This is a genomic window from Thauera sp. GDN1, from assembly GCF_029223545.1.
Classification (GTDB): Bacteria; Pseudomonadota; Gammaproteobacteria; order Burkholderiales; family Rhodocyclaceae; genus Thauera.
Map to the genome: position 1 here is coordinate 2,059,590 of NZ_CP097870.1, position 15,456 is coordinate 2,075,045.

13 protein-coding genes and 4 tRNA genes are annotated in these 15,456 nt (G+C 68.4%); 9 read left to right on the top strand and 8 right to left on the bottom strand.

Features of this window, described 5'->3' with window-relative positions:
• Positions 1-7 precede the first annotated feature (7 nt).
• Together CKCBHOJB_RS09435 and CKCBHOJB_RS09440 are read left to right on the top strand one after the other, a co-directional pair.
• A complete protein-coding gene (locus CKCBHOJB_RS09435; RefSeq protein ID WP_281048430.1) occupies positions 8-1,411 on the top strand; it encodes a sigma-54-dependent Fis family transcriptional regulator in 1,404 nt (467 codons plus the stop codon).
• 573 nt (positions 1,412-1,984) lie between these two features.
• Positions 1,985-2,860, top strand: a complete 876-nt coding sequence (locus CKCBHOJB_RS09440) for a TIGR01212 family radical SAM protein (protein ID WP_281048431.1) — start codon at positions 1,985-1,987, stop codon at positions 2,858-2,860.
• A 13-nt stretch (positions 2,861-2,873) separates the two neighbouring features.
• Here the strand turns inward: CKCBHOJB_RS09440 and CKCBHOJB_RS09445 are convergent, their stop codons facing one another.
• Entirely contained in the window at positions 2,874-3,335 is a 462-nt protein-coding gene (locus CKCBHOJB_RS09445; RefSeq protein ID WP_281048432.1) for a cytochrome c, read from the bottom strand.
• Positions 3,336-3,598: 263 nt separating this feature from the next.
• Between CKCBHOJB_RS09445 and CKCBHOJB_RS09450 the strand changes: the two genes are divergently transcribed.
• Positions 3,599-4,069, top strand: coding sequence for a hypothetical protein (locus tag CKCBHOJB_RS09450; protein WP_281048433.1), 471 nt, complete (start codon positions 3,599-3,601; stop codon positions 4,067-4,069).
• Here the strand turns inward: CKCBHOJB_RS09450 and pgi are convergent.
• Positions 4,059-5,729, bottom strand: coding sequence for a glucose-6-phosphate isomerase (gene pgi, locus CKCBHOJB_RS09455; RefSeq protein WP_281048434.1), 1,671 nt, complete (start codon positions 5,727-5,729; stop codon positions 4,059-4,061). The genes CKCBHOJB_RS09450 and pgi overlap by 11 nt on opposite strands.
• A gap of 177 nt (positions 5,730-5,906) precedes the next feature.
• Between pgi and pgsA the strand changes: the two genes are divergently transcribed.
• The 5 genes from pgsA (at position 5,907) to CKCBHOJB_RS09480 (ending at position 8,184) form a co-directional block, all read left to right on the top strand.
• Positions 5,907-6,482 carry a CDP-diacylglycerol--glycerol-3-phosphate 3-phosphatidyltransferase gene (gene pgsA / locus CKCBHOJB_RS09460; protein WP_281051669.1) on the top strand — a complete coding sequence of 192 codons (576 nt, stop codon included), beginning with the start codon at positions 5,907-5,909 and terminating at the stop codon, positions 6,480-6,482.
• Between the two features lie 52 nt (positions 6,483-6,534).
• A tRNA-Gly gene (locus CKCBHOJB_RS09465) sits at positions 6,535-6,610 on the top strand.
• Positions 6,611-6,683: 73 nt separating this feature from the next.
• A tRNA-Cys gene (locus CKCBHOJB_RS09470) sits at positions 6,684-6,757 on the top strand.
• Positions 6,758-6,827: 70 nt separating this feature from the next.
• Positions 6,828-6,903, top strand: a tRNA-Gly gene (locus CKCBHOJB_RS09475).
• A gap of 102 nt (positions 6,904-7,005) precedes the next feature.
• Positions 7,006-8,184, top strand: coding sequence for an alkaline phosphatase family protein (locus CKCBHOJB_RS09480; RefSeq protein WP_281048435.1), 1,179 nt, complete (start codon positions 7,006-7,008; stop codon positions 8,182-8,184).
• 12 nt (positions 8,185-8,196) lie between these two features.
• On the opposite strand, the gene CKCBHOJB_RS09485 is transcribed toward CKCBHOJB_RS09480, so the two are convergent.
• Entirely contained in the window at positions 8,197-8,685 is a 489-nt protein-coding gene (locus CKCBHOJB_RS09485) for a DUF1178 family protein (RefSeq protein ID WP_281048436.1), read from the bottom strand.
• Between the two features lie 106 nt (positions 8,686-8,791).
• Between CKCBHOJB_RS09485 and CKCBHOJB_RS09490 the strand changes: the two genes are divergently transcribed.
• A tRNA-Leu gene (locus tag CKCBHOJB_RS09490) sits at positions 8,792-8,876 on the top strand.
• Positions 8,877-8,931: 55 nt separating this feature from the next.
• Here CKCBHOJB_RS09490 and CKCBHOJB_RS09495 read toward each other — a convergent pair.
• The 5 genes from CKCBHOJB_RS09495 to CKCBHOJB_RS09515 all read right to left on the bottom strand — a co-directional run bounded on the left by CKCBHOJB_RS09495 (position 8,932) and on the right by CKCBHOJB_RS09515 (position 15,446).
• A complete protein-coding gene (locus CKCBHOJB_RS09495; protein WP_281048437.1) occupies positions 8,932-9,516 on the bottom strand; it encodes a hypothetical protein in 585 nt (194 codons plus the stop codon).
• Between the two features lie 204 nt (positions 9,517-9,720).
• A complete protein-coding gene (locus CKCBHOJB_RS09500; protein WP_281048438.1) occupies positions 9,721-10,494 on the bottom strand; it encodes a response regulator in 774 nt (257 codons plus the stop codon).
• An 18-nt stretch (positions 10,495-10,512) separates the two neighbouring features.
• A complete protein-coding gene (locus CKCBHOJB_RS09505) occupies positions 10,513-11,268 on the bottom strand; it encodes an HD domain-containing phosphohydrolase (RefSeq protein WP_281048439.1) in 756 nt (251 codons plus the stop codon).
• 6 nt (positions 11,269-11,274) lie between these two features.
• Positions 11,275-14,229, bottom strand: coding sequence for a PAS domain S-box protein (locus tag CKCBHOJB_RS09510; RefSeq protein WP_281048440.1), 2,955 nt, complete (start codon positions 14,227-14,229; stop codon positions 11,275-11,277).
• A 5-nt stretch (positions 14,230-14,234) separates the two neighbouring features.
• The gene (locus CKCBHOJB_RS09515; RefSeq protein ID WP_281048441.1) at positions 14,235-15,446 is read right to left on the bottom strand and encodes an ABC transporter substrate-binding protein; all 1,212 of its coding nucleotides are present in this window, start codon (positions 15,444-15,446) and stop codon (positions 14,235-14,237) included.
• Between the last annotated feature and the right edge of the window lie 10 nt (positions 15,447-15,456).

Sequence of the window (15,456 nt, forward strand, 5' to 3'; positions counted from 1 at the left end):
ACAGATCATGCCGCCCGATACGCGCCCCTTGCCCGAGCTGGTGTCCTTTCTCGAGACCCTGTCCGAGCCCCACATCCTGTGCGACCGCGACTACCGGATCATCGCCGCCAATGCCGCCTACCGGGCGTCGTGGCCGGACGGGCGCAACGTGGTGGGGCGCACCTGTTACGACGTCAGCCACCACTACAGCGTGCCGTGCGACCGTGCGGGCGAGTCCTGCCCGCTGGCGCGCAGCCTGGCTTCGGGCCAGCGCGAGCGCGTGCTGCATCTGCATCACACGCCGCGCGGCAAGGAGTATGTGAACATCGAGCTCTCCCCGGTGCGCGACGCGAGCGGGGAGATCGCATGGTTCATCGAGAAGATGGAGCCGATGCACGTCGCTCGTGGGGTGTCGGACCATCGCGGCCTGATCGGGCGCTCGCCCGCCTTCCAGCACATGCTCGAGCTGATCGCGCGCGTGGCGCCCTCGGACGCGAGCGTGCTGCTGCAGGGCGAGTCCGGCACCGGCAAGGAACTGCTCGCCACCGCCGTGCATGAAGCGAGCCGGCGTGCGGAGGGGCCCTTCGTGGTGGTCGATTGCTCCGGACTGCCCGAGACCCTGTTCGAGAGCGAGGTCTTCGGCCACGAGCGCGGTGCCTTCACCGGCGCCACCGCGCGCAAGCCCGGGCTGATCGAGGCGGCCAGCGGCGGCACGCTGTTCCTCGACGAGGTCGGCGACATCCCGCTCGCAATGCAGGTCAAGCTGCTGCGCCTGCTGGAGACCGGCACCTATCGGCGCGTGGGGTCGACCGAGCTGCGCCGCGCCGACATCCGCCTGGTTTCGGCCACCCACCGCCCGCTCAAGCGCATGATCGCCGAGGGCGGCTTCCGCCAGGATCTCTACTTCCGCATCAACACCTTCCCGATCGCCGTGCCGCCCCTGCGCGAGCGCGAGGGCGACCTGCCGCTGCTGATCGACTCCCTGCTCGAACGCGTGGCGCCCAAGCGTCGCCTGGCGCTGTCGCCGGCGGCGCTGCGACTGCTGTGCGCCTATCCCTTCCCGGGCAACGTGCGCGAGCTGCGCAACGTGCTCGAACGCGCCAGCCTGATGTGCGACGGCGAGCTCATCGGACCCGAGCATCTGCCCGAGGAGATCCTGCACCCGGAGTTAGGCGGCTGCGAGGATTCCGGTCCGATGGCCGGGCAGCCGGGCCGCGCCGTGGTGAAGGGCGAGCCGTTCGACCTCGAGGAGGTGCAGCGCCAGGCGCTGCTGCGTGCGGTGCGCACCCATCGCGGCAGCCGTCGCGAACTCGCCCGCCGGCTCGGCATCAGCGAGCGCACCCTCTATCGCCGGCTTCGCGAACTGGGGCTGGTGGAGGGGCGTGCCGGGTCGGCGACCGACGGCGCGACACCGGGGGTGAAGGAGCCCTGATCGGGCGCCGCGATCGCGCCCGGAGCGGGCGGCTGCCATGACTGCCGGATTGGCAGAGAAAAGTCCAACCCGGCAGCCGATGGCAGTGGATGGCGCCCGGGCGCGGAGCAGAAGTGGCTTGTCTGCGGGGGTAGGAATGGCTGGCATGGCCTTTGCTTAAAGATCCATGTGCGAAGCAGGGTCGAGTCGCGAACGCTGCGTGATCGTCCCCCCTCAACGGTCTTGCCCCCGGCAGTGTCGGCGCGATGGAACTCTCCGGCCCGCTTCGCCTTTTTCCCCGTCTGCAGTGCGGCGCCAGCCGGGTGTCTCGCCGCGTGGGGTCCATTCGCCTGCCTCAGGTGGGCGTGCTGAGCCACGTTTGCGCCGGGTCAAGGCGGTTGCGCTCCGGTCGGGCACACTGCGTGCCCTTCGCCGCATTCATCGCATCGCAGCCCGACCACCATGCTCGTCCGCCCCGACCGCCCATCCGACCATCCATCCGCGACCTCCTTGGCGGAGGCGTCGGGATCGCCCTTCGGCGCGCGGCGCTACAACGCCTGGAACGATCATGTCCGGCGGCAACATGGCGGGCGCGTGCAGAAGGTCTCGGTGGCGGCGGGCTTCACCTGCCCCAATCGCGACGGCGCGCTCGGCGCCGGTGGCTGCACCTTCTGCAACAACGCCGGCTTCACCCCGGGCTATCTCGATCGCCGCGACGGCATCCACGCCCAGATCGACACCGGACTTGGTTTTCTTGACCGGCGCTATCCGGGAACGCGGCATTTCATCGCCTATTTCCAGAGCTACAGCAATACCTATGGCGAGTTCGCGCGTCTGCGCGCCTGCTACGAGGAGGCGCTGTCGCATCCGCGGATCAGCGGGCTGGCGATCGGCACGCGGCCGGACTGCCTGCCCGACACCGTGCTCGACTATCTCGCCGAGCTCGCCGCCAGCCACATCATCGAGCTCGAGATCGGTATCGAGTCCTGTGACGACGCGGTGCTGCAGCGCGTGAATCGCGGCCACGACTTCGCCTGCAGCGTCGACGCGATCGAGCGCGCGGCGGCACGCGGGCTGGCGGTGACGGCGCACTTGATCCTCGGACTGCCGGGTGAGACGCGGGAGTCGATGCTCGACGGCGCCGCGCGGCTGTCGGCCTTGCCGCTCAAGGCGCTCAAGCTGCACCAGCTGCAGCTCGTGCGCGGGACGGCGATGGCGCGCGACTGGCAACGCGACCCGGCCAGCGTTCCGCTGCTGGACGAGGAGAGCTACATCGGCCTGCTGGCCGACTTCGTGGAGCGCCTGTCGCCCGACATCCTGCTGCAGCGCCTGGGCAGCGAGGTGCCGCCGACCCTGAAGCTGGCGCCGCAATGGAACATGCGCCTGTCCGAGCTGGCGCCCCGGCTGAGCGCCGAACTGGCCCGCCGCGGCAGTTGGCAGGGCGCGCGCTTCGCCACGCCCGCAGGCTGAAGAGCGTAGTCGCCTATTTGCGGAAGTCGCGGTGGCAGGCCTTGCAGCTGTCCTGCGCGGCCGCATAGGCGGTACGCACGGCGGCCTCGTTGCGTTCAGCCGCTGCGGCGAGCAGGCGCTCGGAGGCGGTGGCGAACGCCTGGCGGCGCTGATCGAATTCCGCGGGCTTCTCCCATACGGCCGGCTTGGCCTTGGTCGGGGGGTAGTTGGTGTCGGCGCCGAAGTGCGACCACGGCGCGTCGCGCAGGCGACCGAACTCGTCCGCCAGCCGCGCGAAGGCGTCGGCGTCGTAGCGCTTGTCCTTGAGCATCGTGCCCATCGGTTCGAAGCTGCGCAGGATCGCCTTGAAGGCTTCCCGGCGCTTGGTGACGGGCTGCTCGGGATGAGTGTCGGCGACTTCGCTGGAACAGCCGGCGAGGATGAGGACGGACAGGGCGGCGAGGGCGAGACGGGTGGCGAACTTCGTTCGGGGCATCGTTGAGTCCATTTTTGGCGTTGTGTGTGCGGTCGGGTGGCGGTGCGAGCATGCGCGGCTGGAAACTGTGATTCCGGGGCAAGCAGTGTCGCGCTCGATGCAGCCACGAAGACGGGACGGAGTTTAAGGGATGCGGTGCAGCAATAAAGTTCCGTTGGCAGCGAACGATCCACGCATCCGCCCGTGCTTGATCCACTTCAATGCCGGCTGGCGTGCGCGGGACTAGCATGGGGTCCGTACGATTTTCCGTCCGGAGACCCCGCATGCGTTCCACCCTTGTTGCCGCCTCGCTGGCGTTCGCCGCTCTCATCGCCGGCCCGGTGCCGGCGCTTGCCGACGCTGATGCGCGTACGTCGCCGAAATTGCAGTCGCCCGCCGATCAGCTGCCACGTCCGACCGACGAGGCGCTGCGCACGGCGATGAGCGCGCTGCGCGATACGGTCGATGACCGCCTGCGCGCCGACGCGACCCAGCCGATGGCGGAAGCGGACTATGTGGCGCTCGCCGCCGAGATCGACCGCCAGCTCGCTGCGATCACTGCCGGACGCGACTTCCACAGTCGCGCCGGGCGGCATCTGCAATGGACGCTGGGCGACATCGGCGACGGCGCGGGGCTGATGCGCACCGCCCCGCGCGTGGCGGGCAAGCGCCTGGGTTTCCTGCGCGTGGTCGAAACCCTGAACTTCTACGGCCGCGAATACGATCACCCGGGCTGGGTGGCGCTCAAGCCCTGAGCGAGTCCTCGCGCTGCGCTGCGCGGTAGCGTTCGATCAGCCCCTGCGTGCTGCTGTCGTGCACGCCTTCGGCGACGGGGGCTGCCTGCGGGTCGAGTTCGTCCAGCACGCGCGCGGCGAGCTGCTTGCCGAGTTCCACGCCCCACTGGTCGAAGCTGTTGACGCCCCAGATCACGCCCTGGACGAAGGTGCGGTGCTCGTAGGCCGCGATCAGCGCGCCGAGGGTGAAGGCGTCCAGGCGTTCGAGCAGCAGGGTGTTGCTCGGGCGGTTGCCGGGGAAGATGCGGTGCGGCAGCAGGGCGCGGATGCGGGCCTCGGGCAGGCCGGCGGCGCGCATCTCGGCTTCGGCCTCGTCGGCGCTGCGGCCGCGCATCAACGCCTCGGCCTGGGCGATCAGGTTGGCAAAGGCAATGCGGTGCAGGCGCTCGTCCTCGCGCCCGGCGTCGAGCACGCCGATGAAATCCACCGCCACCCGCTGGGTGCCCTGGTGCACGAGCTGGAAGTAGGCATGCTGGCCGTTGATGCCCTGTTCGCCCCACAGGATCGGGCTGGTGCGGCAAGGCACCGGGCTGCCGTCGTGGCGCACCGACTTGCCGTTCGACTCCATGTCGAGCTGCTGCAGGTAGGCGGGCAGGCGATGCAGGCGCTGGTGGTAGGGGGCGATCAGCTGACTGGGGGCGTCGAGGAAATCGACGTTCCAGATGCCGATCAGGGCCATGAGCACCGGCAGGTTGGTAGCGAATGGCGTGGAGCGGAAATGCTCGTCCATCGCGTGCGCGCCGGCGAGCAGTGCGTCGAAGCGCTCCGCCCCGAGCGCGAGAATGATCGGCAGGCCGATGGCGCTCCACAGCGAGAAGCGCCCGCCGACCCAGTCCCAGAAGCCGAACATGTTCTCGGTGTCGATACCGAAGCTGCGCACCGCGGCGGCGCTGGTCGACACCGCGACGAAATGACGGGCGATCGCGCCCTCGTCGCCGGCATGCGCGAGCAGCCAGGCGCGGGCGGTGCGGGCGTTGGCCAGGGTTTCCTGGGTGGTGAAGGTCTTCGAGGCGACGATGAAGAGCGTCGTCTCGGGCCGGCAGCGGCGCAGCACGTCGCCGATGTGCACGCCGTCCACGTTCGACACGAAATGCATGCGCAGGCCTGGATGGATCTCGTCCTTCAGCGCCTCGCACACCATCGCCGGGCCGAGGTCCGAGCCGCCGATGCCGATGTTGACCACGTCGGTGATCGCGTCGCCGCGCCAGCCGCGCCACTCTCCTGCACGCACCCGGGCGGCGAAGGCGGCCATGCGCCGGCGTACCGCATGCACCTCCGCGCCGACATCCACGCCATCGACCAGCCAGCGCGTCTCCGGGGGGCAGCGCAGGGCCACGTGCAGCACCGCGCGCTCCTCGGTGGTGTTGATGCGCTCGCCCGTGAACATGGCGGCGATGGCCCCCTGCAGTCCGGCCTCGTCGGCGAGCTTCAGCAGCAAGCCCAGGCTGTCCGCGCACAGCAGGTTCTTCGAGTAGTCCAGCGTCAGCCCGCAGGCGCTCGCCTGCATGTGCCGGCCACGCAGCGGATCGGTGTGGAACAGTTCGCGCAGCGTGGTCGAGAGGAGGGCGTCGCGCCGGGACGACAGGGCGGTCCAGGCGGCCGATTGCAGGATGTCGTGCATCGCGGAGGGCAAGCGGGGAAGTAGAACGGGGAGGAGGCGGGAGGATGCGGTATGGATCGCAGTCGAACCGTGATGTTACAGACAGCCTTCCGGCCTGTCTGCACCATCTGTGCGGGTCGGGAGGCGCGAGCGGATATATACTCGGCTTTCCCGAATTCATGCGAGATGCGCAACGGCATGCCGCTCAATATCCCGAATGCGCTGACCTGGGCGCGCATCGTCCTGATCCCGATCTTCGTCGGCATCTTCTACCTGCCTGACGCGATCATGCCGATGGCGACCAAGAACCTGGTCGCCACGCTGATCTTCATCGCGGCGGCGGTCACCGACTGGTTCGACGGCTATCTGGCGCGCGCGCTCGGGCAGACCTCGGCCTTCGGCGCCTTCCTCGATCCGGTCGCGGACAAGCTGATGGTGGCCGCCGCGCTGATCCTGCTCGTCCAGCTTTCCCGCGTCGATGCGCTGATCGCGGTGGTCATCATCGGCCGCGAGATCACGATTTCCGCGCTGCGCGAGTGGATGGCGCGGGTCGGCCAGTCGGCGAGCGTGGCGGTTGCCTATGTCGGCAAGCTCAAGACCGCCGCGCAGATGGTCGCGATCCCGCTGCTGCTGTTCAATGCGCCACTGTACGGGGTGGACCTGCGCATCCTCGGCAACATCCTGATCTACGTCGCCGCCGCGCTCACGCTGTGGTCGATGGGTTACTACCTGCATCGTGCGATGCCGCTGTTGCAGGGAAAGATCGGAAAATAATCAAAAAAGTTGACACCCGAAAATTCTTGCCTATAATGGCGGTCTTTCCCGAGCGGGAATAGCTCAGTTGGTAGAGCGCAACCTTGCCAAGGTTGAGGTCGCGAGTTCGAGACTCGTTTCCCGCTCCAAGAATTCGCAGGTCAGGCGAATGCCTGGCCCGGAGGCTCCAGCGGTAGCGGAGCAACCGGCCGAAACGGTCGTGGCGCGATGGCAGAGTGGTTATGCAGCGGCCTGCAAAGCCGTGTACCCCGGTTCGATTCCGAGTCGCGCCTCCAGAAGTAAAGTGGTTTTGAAGTAGTTGCGATGCGGTGCGGAAGTTGCTATATTTCGCGCCCTGTCGTCAAAGCGGGAATAGCTCAGTTGGTAGAGCGCAACCTTGCCAAGGTTGAGGTCGCGAGTTCGAGACTCGTTTCCCGCTCCAGAACATGAAGCCGGATGCGTACAATGTGCGCATCCGGCTTTTCCGTTCACCGTGCTGTTTCTAGCGCCGCCCGGCGCTGCAGCGCGGTTCGTGCAGCCCACCATGCTCGATATCCGCTTTCCGCTCCCCACAGGCACGGTCCTTCCCGATTACGGTGCCGACGGCCTGTACGGCCTCGCCAGCAGCCTGCGCCACTGGTTGCACGATCCCGGCGCGGCCTGGCCGTTCGCCGAGGTGGCTGCGGGCGAACGGGCGCTGGTCGTGCTGCTGGTCATCGACGGACTCGGGGACCGCTTTCTCGCCAGCGAGGGGCAGGGCTCGGCGCTGCATGCCGCGCGTCGGCGTGCGCTGACCTCGGTATGCCCGAGCACGACCGCGAGCGCGGTCACGACCCTGCTGACCGGCGTGGCGCCGGCCGTCCATGGGCTCAACGGCTGGTTCATCCACGATCACCGCTTCGGCGGCGTGATCGCGCCGCTGCCGCTGATGCAGCGCGCTGGCCCGGCGCTCGATGCCTTCCGCCTGCTGCCCAGGCTGTGTCCGGCGCCGTCCATGTTCCACCATGCCTGTCGGCCGGTGAATGTGGTTTCCCCGGCAGAGATCGCGTTCTCGCGCTTTTCCCTGCACCACGCCCGCGGCGCCCATATCGAGCCTTACGAGGGGATGGAGGGACTTGGCGCCGCCATCGTCGCGATGGCCGACGCGCTTGCCGGGAGCGGCGGTCTCATCCACGCCTATTACGCCAGTTTCGACGCCCTGAGCCATGCCTACGGCAGCCGCTCGGCCGCGACCAGGACCTGCTTCGGTCGCCTCGACGACCTGTTCGTGCGCCTGCAGCGTGCGCTTGCCGGGCGCGACGTGCGCATCGTGGTCACCGCCGACCATGGCTTCACCGATGCGGATCCGTCGCGTTGCGTGGACCTGCCGCCCGACGGCGAGGTCGCGCGCATGCTGGCCGCGGCCCTGTTCGGCGAGCGTCGCCTCGCCTTCTGCAAGCTCAGGGAGGGCGCCGCGGGCGAGTTCGAATCCTGGGCTGGCGACGCACTCGCGGGCAAGGCGGTGGTGGTATCGGGCGAGTCCGTGCTGAACTCCGGCCTGCTTGGCCCCGGTAGTCGGAATCCGCGGCTGCGCGAACGCGTCGGCACCCACGTGCTGCTCATGGAGCCCGGCTGGACGATCGTCGATCACGTAGAGGGAGAGACCCAGCACGAGATGATCGGCGTGCACGGTGGGCTCAGCGCCGACGAGATGCTCGTGCCCCTGATCGTGGCGCGAACCTGAGCGCTGCAGCGATCAGTGCAGTTCGTCGTCGAGCGGCGGCACCGGCAGCACCATGATGCCTTCCTCGAGTAGTTCCTCGATCTCGTCGCGCGAGGCCGCGCCGCGGATGTCGCGCGCCTCGGCTTCGCCATGATGGATGCGGCGCGCCTCCTCGGGCAGACGCTCGCCCACGTCCTCCGCAGCCTTCGCCATCCGGCGCAGTGCGCCGAGCAGCTCCGCAACGGCTGCGGGCGTGGCTGTGCCCGGGGCGGGTGAGGGCGATGCGGCGATCGCGGCCGCAGTCTGCGGGGAAGCGACCGAGGGGCGGCCGGATGGCGCCTCGGCCGCGGGCGTGCTGCGCGTCTGCACGTAGGGCGCGCTCGGCAGGCGGCGGACTTCGGTGCCATTGCACACCGGGCAGCTCACCAGGCCGCGCGCCAGCTGGGCCTCGAACGCCGCGCTGGACGCGAACCACCCTTCGAAGCGGTGTTCGTTGGCGCAGGACAGGTCGAGGACGATCATGGCATTCGGGTGCGGGCTGGATGAGTCGCGCCAATTGTCGCATCCCGGGCTGATTGCGGCCATCGCTGCGTGTTCGCGGCGCCGCCGCGGTACAATGCGCGCCGCTGCCCGGGTGGCGAAACTGGTAAACGCAGCGGACTTAAAATCCGCCGCCTCAAGGCTTACGGGTTCGACCCCCGTCCCGGGCACCACCATCCGCTCGTCATCTCCGCCGTGGCACGGCCGGAGTGAACGATAGCGGCGCGCTCAGTCGAGCCGCTGCGTTTCCGCGATCAGCTCGCCGAGCAGCTGGAACGCCTTCTCCTCGGAGAGCTTGTCGGCGGCGGACAGGTTGAGGATGGTCTTGGCCAGCGCCTCGGCAATCGGGCCGCTGGTCCCCGCGGTCTTGTCGAACAGGCGGTGGGCGGTCGTTCGCGCGGCCGGTACCTGCGCGCCGCCTGCCGGACGGAATTCCTGCCCGCGTTGCTCCGACGGAGCCTGCTGGGCGGGCGCTGCGGCGCCGTCGGCACGCAGGCTTCGCCATACCGCTTCGGGGACCTCGCCTTCGCTGCGTAGCTGATCCAGCCAGCCGCGTACCAGACCCAGCCCGTCCTCGATCGCGACGGCGAACGGGTCCGACACCGGCTTGCGTGCCGAGGTCATCAGGCTGATGCGGCTGCCCGAGGTGCCGGCCAGTTGGGCGAGCCGGTTCTTGGTTCCGCGTGCGCCCGTCAGCATGATCAGGTTGAGGCGCCGATTTTCCAGGAGCTGCTTGCGATCGCTCGCCGGCATCCACTCCGGGTGCTGCGCATCGGTCGTGGCCGATGCCGGGTCTTCGACAATATTGGTCATGGGAATCGAGGGCTTGCACGCCCGTCTTGACGATTTGGGTCGCCGAAGTTCAGGTGGGCTCTACGACGAGCCGACGGCCGTTGCGGCGCGGGCCCGTCGAGCTGGCAACCAGTCTGCATCGCGACCCGCGCGAGGTCAAGATTTCGCTGCGCTTCGTCAATTTACCGAAGGATTACGGCGTTGGCCAACCGGCTGAGGCCGTTGTCATCGATTCGCATCGTCGAGGTCGAACTCGTGATCCAGAATGATCGAAAGGTGGCGCAGCTCGTCGGTGGTCGCGGCGACTTCGGCACGGATGGCGTGGATGTCCCGGCGATCGAGGGCGCGCTGAAGCCGCCCGAGGCACTCGTCGAGCCTGTCGGCGCCGATCATGGCCGCGGTGCCGGTCAGGGTCTGGCACCAGGCCTGCAGGTCGCGATGGTCGAGGGTGCGCGAGGCGAGCTCGAGCCTGGCGATGCGGTCGGGGGCGAGTTCGTAGAACTGGCGCGCGATCTCGCGCTGCAATTGCCAGTCGGGGCCGACGAAAGCCTCGAAGGAGGGGGCGTCGAAGCCCGAGGGCGCCGGCTTGGAAGGCGTGGCGCCGGCTTCCGGAAGGATCTGCCGGATGAGTTTCTTCAGCAGCGCCGGCCGCAAGGGCTTGGTGAACACGTGGACCTGCGGCAGATTGAGCAGCGGGCGCATGCTCTCGTGGCTGGCCGCGCTGACGACCAGGATCGGCACCTCGACCAGGCCGTACTTGCGCTTGACGATGTCGAGAAACTCGAAACCGTCGAAGCCCGGCATGTGCAGGTCGAGGATGACGAGGTCGGGCCAGTTCTGCGCCAGGTAGAGCAGGGCGTCATAGCCGTTCTCCGCGCTCGCTATGCTGATCCCGGGCACCGCCGAGAGCAGCGTCTCGCGGTAGAAGGTCGCGTACAGCGGATCGTCCTCGACCACGAGGGCCCGGGGTTGGTCGCTTGCGGTGCTCGGCCTGTCCATGAGTTCGGGATACCTGGTCTATTGGGAGGGGGTGGCGGCGGCACCGTCGAGTTGCTCCGCAGCCGTGCGCTGGTCGATCCGTTTCCGCAGCGCCACGAGCTGGGGAAAGAGCGTGACCGCGACATCGACGATGGCGGGGTCGAAGTGCGAGCCGCGGCCGGCCTTGATCAGGGCCAACACCTCATCCTCGCCGAGTGCCGGGCGGTAGCAGCGGTCCATCATCAGCGCATCGAGGAAGTCCGCGACCGCAACGATGCGTGCGCACAGCGGGATCTCCAGCGCACGGAGCCCGGATGGATAGCCGGTGCCATTCCAGCGCTCATGGTGGCCGAGGGCGATCTCGGCGGCCATCCGCAGCACGGGAACGTCGGTGCCGCCGAGGATCTGGGCGCCGATCAGCGAGTGGGTTTCCATGATCCTGCGCTCGTCGGTTGTCAGCGGACCGGGCTTCTTGAGGATGTCGTCCGGGATGCCGATCTTGCCGACGTCGTGCATCGGTGCCGACTGGGCGATCAGTTCGCACCACTCGGCCGGCTGTCCGAGCGCCTTCGCAATCGCGCCGGACAGGGCGCCGATGCGCTCGATGTGCGCGCCGGTGTCGCCGTCCTTGTACTCGGCAGCGAGGGCCAGCTTCGACAGGGTGATCCGATGCGCATGTGCGAGCCGCTGGTAGGCCTGCTCCCGTTGCTTGCGCAACTGGTGCATGTCCTGCACGTAGCGCAGCAGCTGGGACTGGTCGAGATCGTTGGCCGGAGGGGGTGAAGGGGCTTCCATGCGGGATCAGGCGGACGGGGTGGTCTGGATGTCGGGGGGGGCGGCTCGCATGTCTTCGGTGTGTGCGGGGGTGAGCGGGAACCATAGGGTAACGCAGGTCCCGACCTTGGGAACGCTTTCCAGGGTCACGCTGCCGCCGTGAACCTTCATGATCTCCTTGACCAGCGGCAGGCCGAGGCCGGTGCCGGGGATGTGGCCCGAGCGATCGCTACGATAGAAGCGTTCGAAGGCGTGGCTGCATTCCTCGGCATCCATGCCCATGCCTTGGTCGCGCACCGCCACACCGATGAAGCCCAGCCCCTCCGGATGCGCGCTGTGGACGGCGAGTTCGATGTCGCCCCCGCCGGGAGAGAACTTGCAGGCGTTGGAGAGCAGGTTGAGCAGCGCCTGCTGGAACTTCGCGCGGTCCATGCGGATCGTCGGCAGCTCCGCCGGCAGTTCGAGCACCAGCCGATGGGTGTGGTCCGGGATCAGGAAGGCGGCAAGCGCTTCGTCGATCGCCTGGCGCAGCGGCATGTCGTCGAAGCGGAAGCTCTCCGCGCGCCTTGCCTCGATTCGGGCGAGGTCGAGCAGGTCGGTCAGCAGGTCGGTGAGGCGGTGGGCCTGGCTGTTGATCGTGGCGAGCACTTCCCGGGTCTTGGCCTCGTCGTATCTGCGCATCATCAGCAGTTCGGAGAAGCCCATGATGCTCGACATCGGGGTGCGCAGTTCATGGGCCGCGGTCGACAGGAACTCGCTCTTCATGCGGTCGAGTTCGGCTTCGCGGGTGACGTCGCGGTAATAGAGCACCAGCGAGGCCGAGCTCGCGCCGCAGTAGCGGTAGGTCTGGCGCAGCATGCAGGGCTTGGGCCGGGCGAGGCGCAGCAGGCAGTCCTGGGCCAGGTCTTCTCCGCTCCTGGCCGGATTGGGCGCGGGATCGGGAAGGTGGAGCAGACCGTGGCCGTTCTCGAGCAGGCCGTGGACATGCTCGCCGAATTCGGCGAGCGTGATCCCCGTGAGTGCGCCGATGCTGGTGCCGAAGCTGCGTTCGGCGGCGGCGTTGACATAGCTGAGCCGTCCGTCCTTGTCGAAACAGATCAGCGGGTCGGGGCTGAGGGTGAACACGGCGTCGAAACGCGACAACCACTCGAGCAGCAGATCCTCGGTCCGACGCCGCTCGGTGATGTCGCTCTGCACGCCCACGTAGTGCGTCACCTCGCCGCTGAGCGGATTGGCCAGGGGTGAAATGGACAGCTCGTTCCAGTACAGGGTGCCGTCCTTGCGGTAGTTGCGCAGCGTCACCGAACAAGGCTGGCGGGTGGCCACCGCCTCGTCCAGCTGGGCGATCTCGGGCTGCTCGCGGTCGTCGCGATGGAGCAGGCGCGGATTCCTGCCGGCCACCTCGGCGAAGCAGTAGCCGGTGATGTTCTCGAAGGCGTGGTTGACATAGATGATCGGGTTGTCCGGCTGCTGCAGGTCGGTGATGACGATGCCGTTCTGCACCGCCTGCAGCGCCCGGTCGCGCAGGGCGATGGCGAGGCTGGCCTCGTGGCGCCGGGTGACGTCGGTGACCAGGACGATGGCGTGCGGCGCCTGCGCCGTGTCCTCGACCATCACGCGCGAGACCGAGACCTCGATGAACGCCTCGCTGCCATCGGCGCGCCGATGCGCCAACAGCACCGCCTCGCCGGGCGCACGTTCGGCCTCGATCGCCGCCCCGGCACTGCCCGGAAAGACCTCCGCGGGCCAGCGCGCACCGAGCACCGCGGCGGCGGCGAAGCCGGTGATGTGGAGGAAGGCGGGATTGGCGTAGTGCACGCGCTGGCCGTCATCGGCCTGGCGCAGGATCAGCACGCCGCTTTCCGTCGACGCCAGCGCCTGTTCCTTGAGCACGCGTTCGCGTTCCGAGTGCGCGACCTCGATGGTGCGCGCCTCGAGTGTAGCGGCGAGCTGGCGCTGGGTGTCGCGGAGCGCGGCGATCATGCGATACACCGTGGCCGTGAGCAGCCGGAAGCGGTCCCCATCGCCAGGGATCTCGGCCACCACCGGCAGCGCGTCGAGCTCGCCGGCTGCGACCCGGGCTGCGGTGTGCTCGAGTTCGTTGAGCGGTGCGGCGACGATCAGAGCGAGGCGACGACTCTGCCAGGCGATCAGGGCGAAGATGCCGACGCCGATGGCGAGGAAGGCGGCCATCAGCCAGTAGATCGGGCGGTTGGCGAGCTGGCGGTCGATGGCGACTTCGATGGCGAGCGGTAGATTCCAGCCGGAGATGGCGAACAGGGGGGCCAGATGGGCGAGTTCGTCGCCTTCGCCGGCGCCGCCGCTTCCTGCTCCCGCGTCGGTTCGTTTCAGGCGAAAGGCGTAGCGTCCATCGACTGCCTTCGTCGCTGCCGCGAACATGGACTCGAGATCGAGATCGGCCACGAGCGCGCCTTCGAAACTGCCGCTCGGGAGAAAGACGATCGGTGCAGCCAGGTTCAGGTGCAGCGCGTGATCCGGGTGGGCCAGGGTGAGGGTCAAGCGTCCCTCCTCGATGATCCGCTGCAATTGCAGACCTTGCTCGGCATGCCAGCGCTGTTCGCGGTCGCAGCCCTCCTCGAGCAGCTGTCCGCGGAAATCGGTGAGCACGAGCGCGGTGATTTTGGGTGAGGCGTCGCAGATGTCCTGCAGGATCGGCAGGGTGTACTGACTGCGCGCCCCGGAGTCGGCCAGCGCGTCGCTGAAGATCGTCTGCTTCGAGGCGGAAGCGATCTTGTCGACGAGTGCATCGAGCTGCGCCTCGAAGGCGAGACGGGCCACGGTGGCCGATTCGCGCAGATTGGCCTCGATCTTGTCGCGCATCAGCGAATGCAGCGCTGCGTAGGACAGGATCAGCACCGGCACCATGACCACCGCCGTCAGCAGTGCCGACAGCATGGTGATGCGGGTAGCGAGGCCGGCGCGCTTCCAGCGTCCGGAGCGGGTGAATGGCGTCAGGGCCAAGGCGATCAGCTCCTGAACCTGCCGGGGACGAGGCGGCCGTTCGGGTCGAAGCGGCACATCAACGCATCATCGATGTCGAGTGCCTCGTGGCGGGTGGGCGTGAACGCCGGGGCGAAGCGGCGGACCACGCCCGAGTATGCGGGCAGGCTCTCGAGGGCTGCGTGGATCGCCGGCCGCTGCGTGCTGCCGGCCTGGTCGATGGCGAGCGCGAGCAGATGCACCAGGTCGTACGCAGGGCCGATGGTGGTCGCCGAGGGCACCTGGAGTGGATCGTCCACACCGAAATGCGCAGCCGCAAGCTGTGCCAGGCGTGCGCCGCGGGGACCCTGCGCGCGGGCGAAGCTGAATGATTGCACGACTTCCAGATCCACCTCCGCGAGGGCGGGGCCACATAGCTCGGGGAAATCGCCACCGGTGATGCCCCAGTGGCTGAACATCGGCCGGCGGTCGGCGACCTGCATCTGCGCAAGGGACTTCACCAGGGCGGCCCCCTCGTGCTCGTTGGCGACCAGCAGGACGGCTTGCGCACCCTTGGCGTGCAGGCTTCGATAGCTTTCGTCGATCAGCCGCTCGCTGCCCCAGCGATGCCATTCGACGCCCACCATCTCCAGCGCACGTCCCCGGTCGCGGGCGAACTGGCGTTCGGCGAAGAACAGGCAGCTCCGCCCCCAGGCCGTGGCGGGGAGCATGAGCCCGATCCTGCGCAAGCCGCGGGCTGCGATCGCCTTCAGCAGGGCCTCGATGGCGATGCTGTCGCGCAGACCGAGACGAAAGGCGTAGTTTGGCGAACGATGGTTGTCGACGATTGAATCGGCCGCCGAACCGGCTGCGAGCAGCGGCAGCTGCAGGTCATGGATGCGGGCCAACTGCTCGAGCGCCACCAGGGAGAACCTGCTGCACAGGTAGGCCGTCATGTCGGGCAGGGCCGCCAGGTACTCCACGTTGGCGAGGCCGCGCGCCGGCACGCTGCGGTTGTCGGTGGTCACGAGCTGCAGCGGTCGCCCCCCGAGCACGCCACCCCCGGCGTTGATGTCGTCGATCGCGGTCTGCATCCCCAGACGTATCCCGTCGTCCGCGGTGCTGTTGCGGTCGGAGAACTCCGCGTCCAGTCCGATCAGCACCGGCGCCGCCTTGCCGAAGGCGCGGGGAGGAAGGCCGAGCGCGAGCAGCGCGGCACATCCTGCCCGCAGGATTCCACGGCGGTGGGGCGACGGCATGGGCATCGTG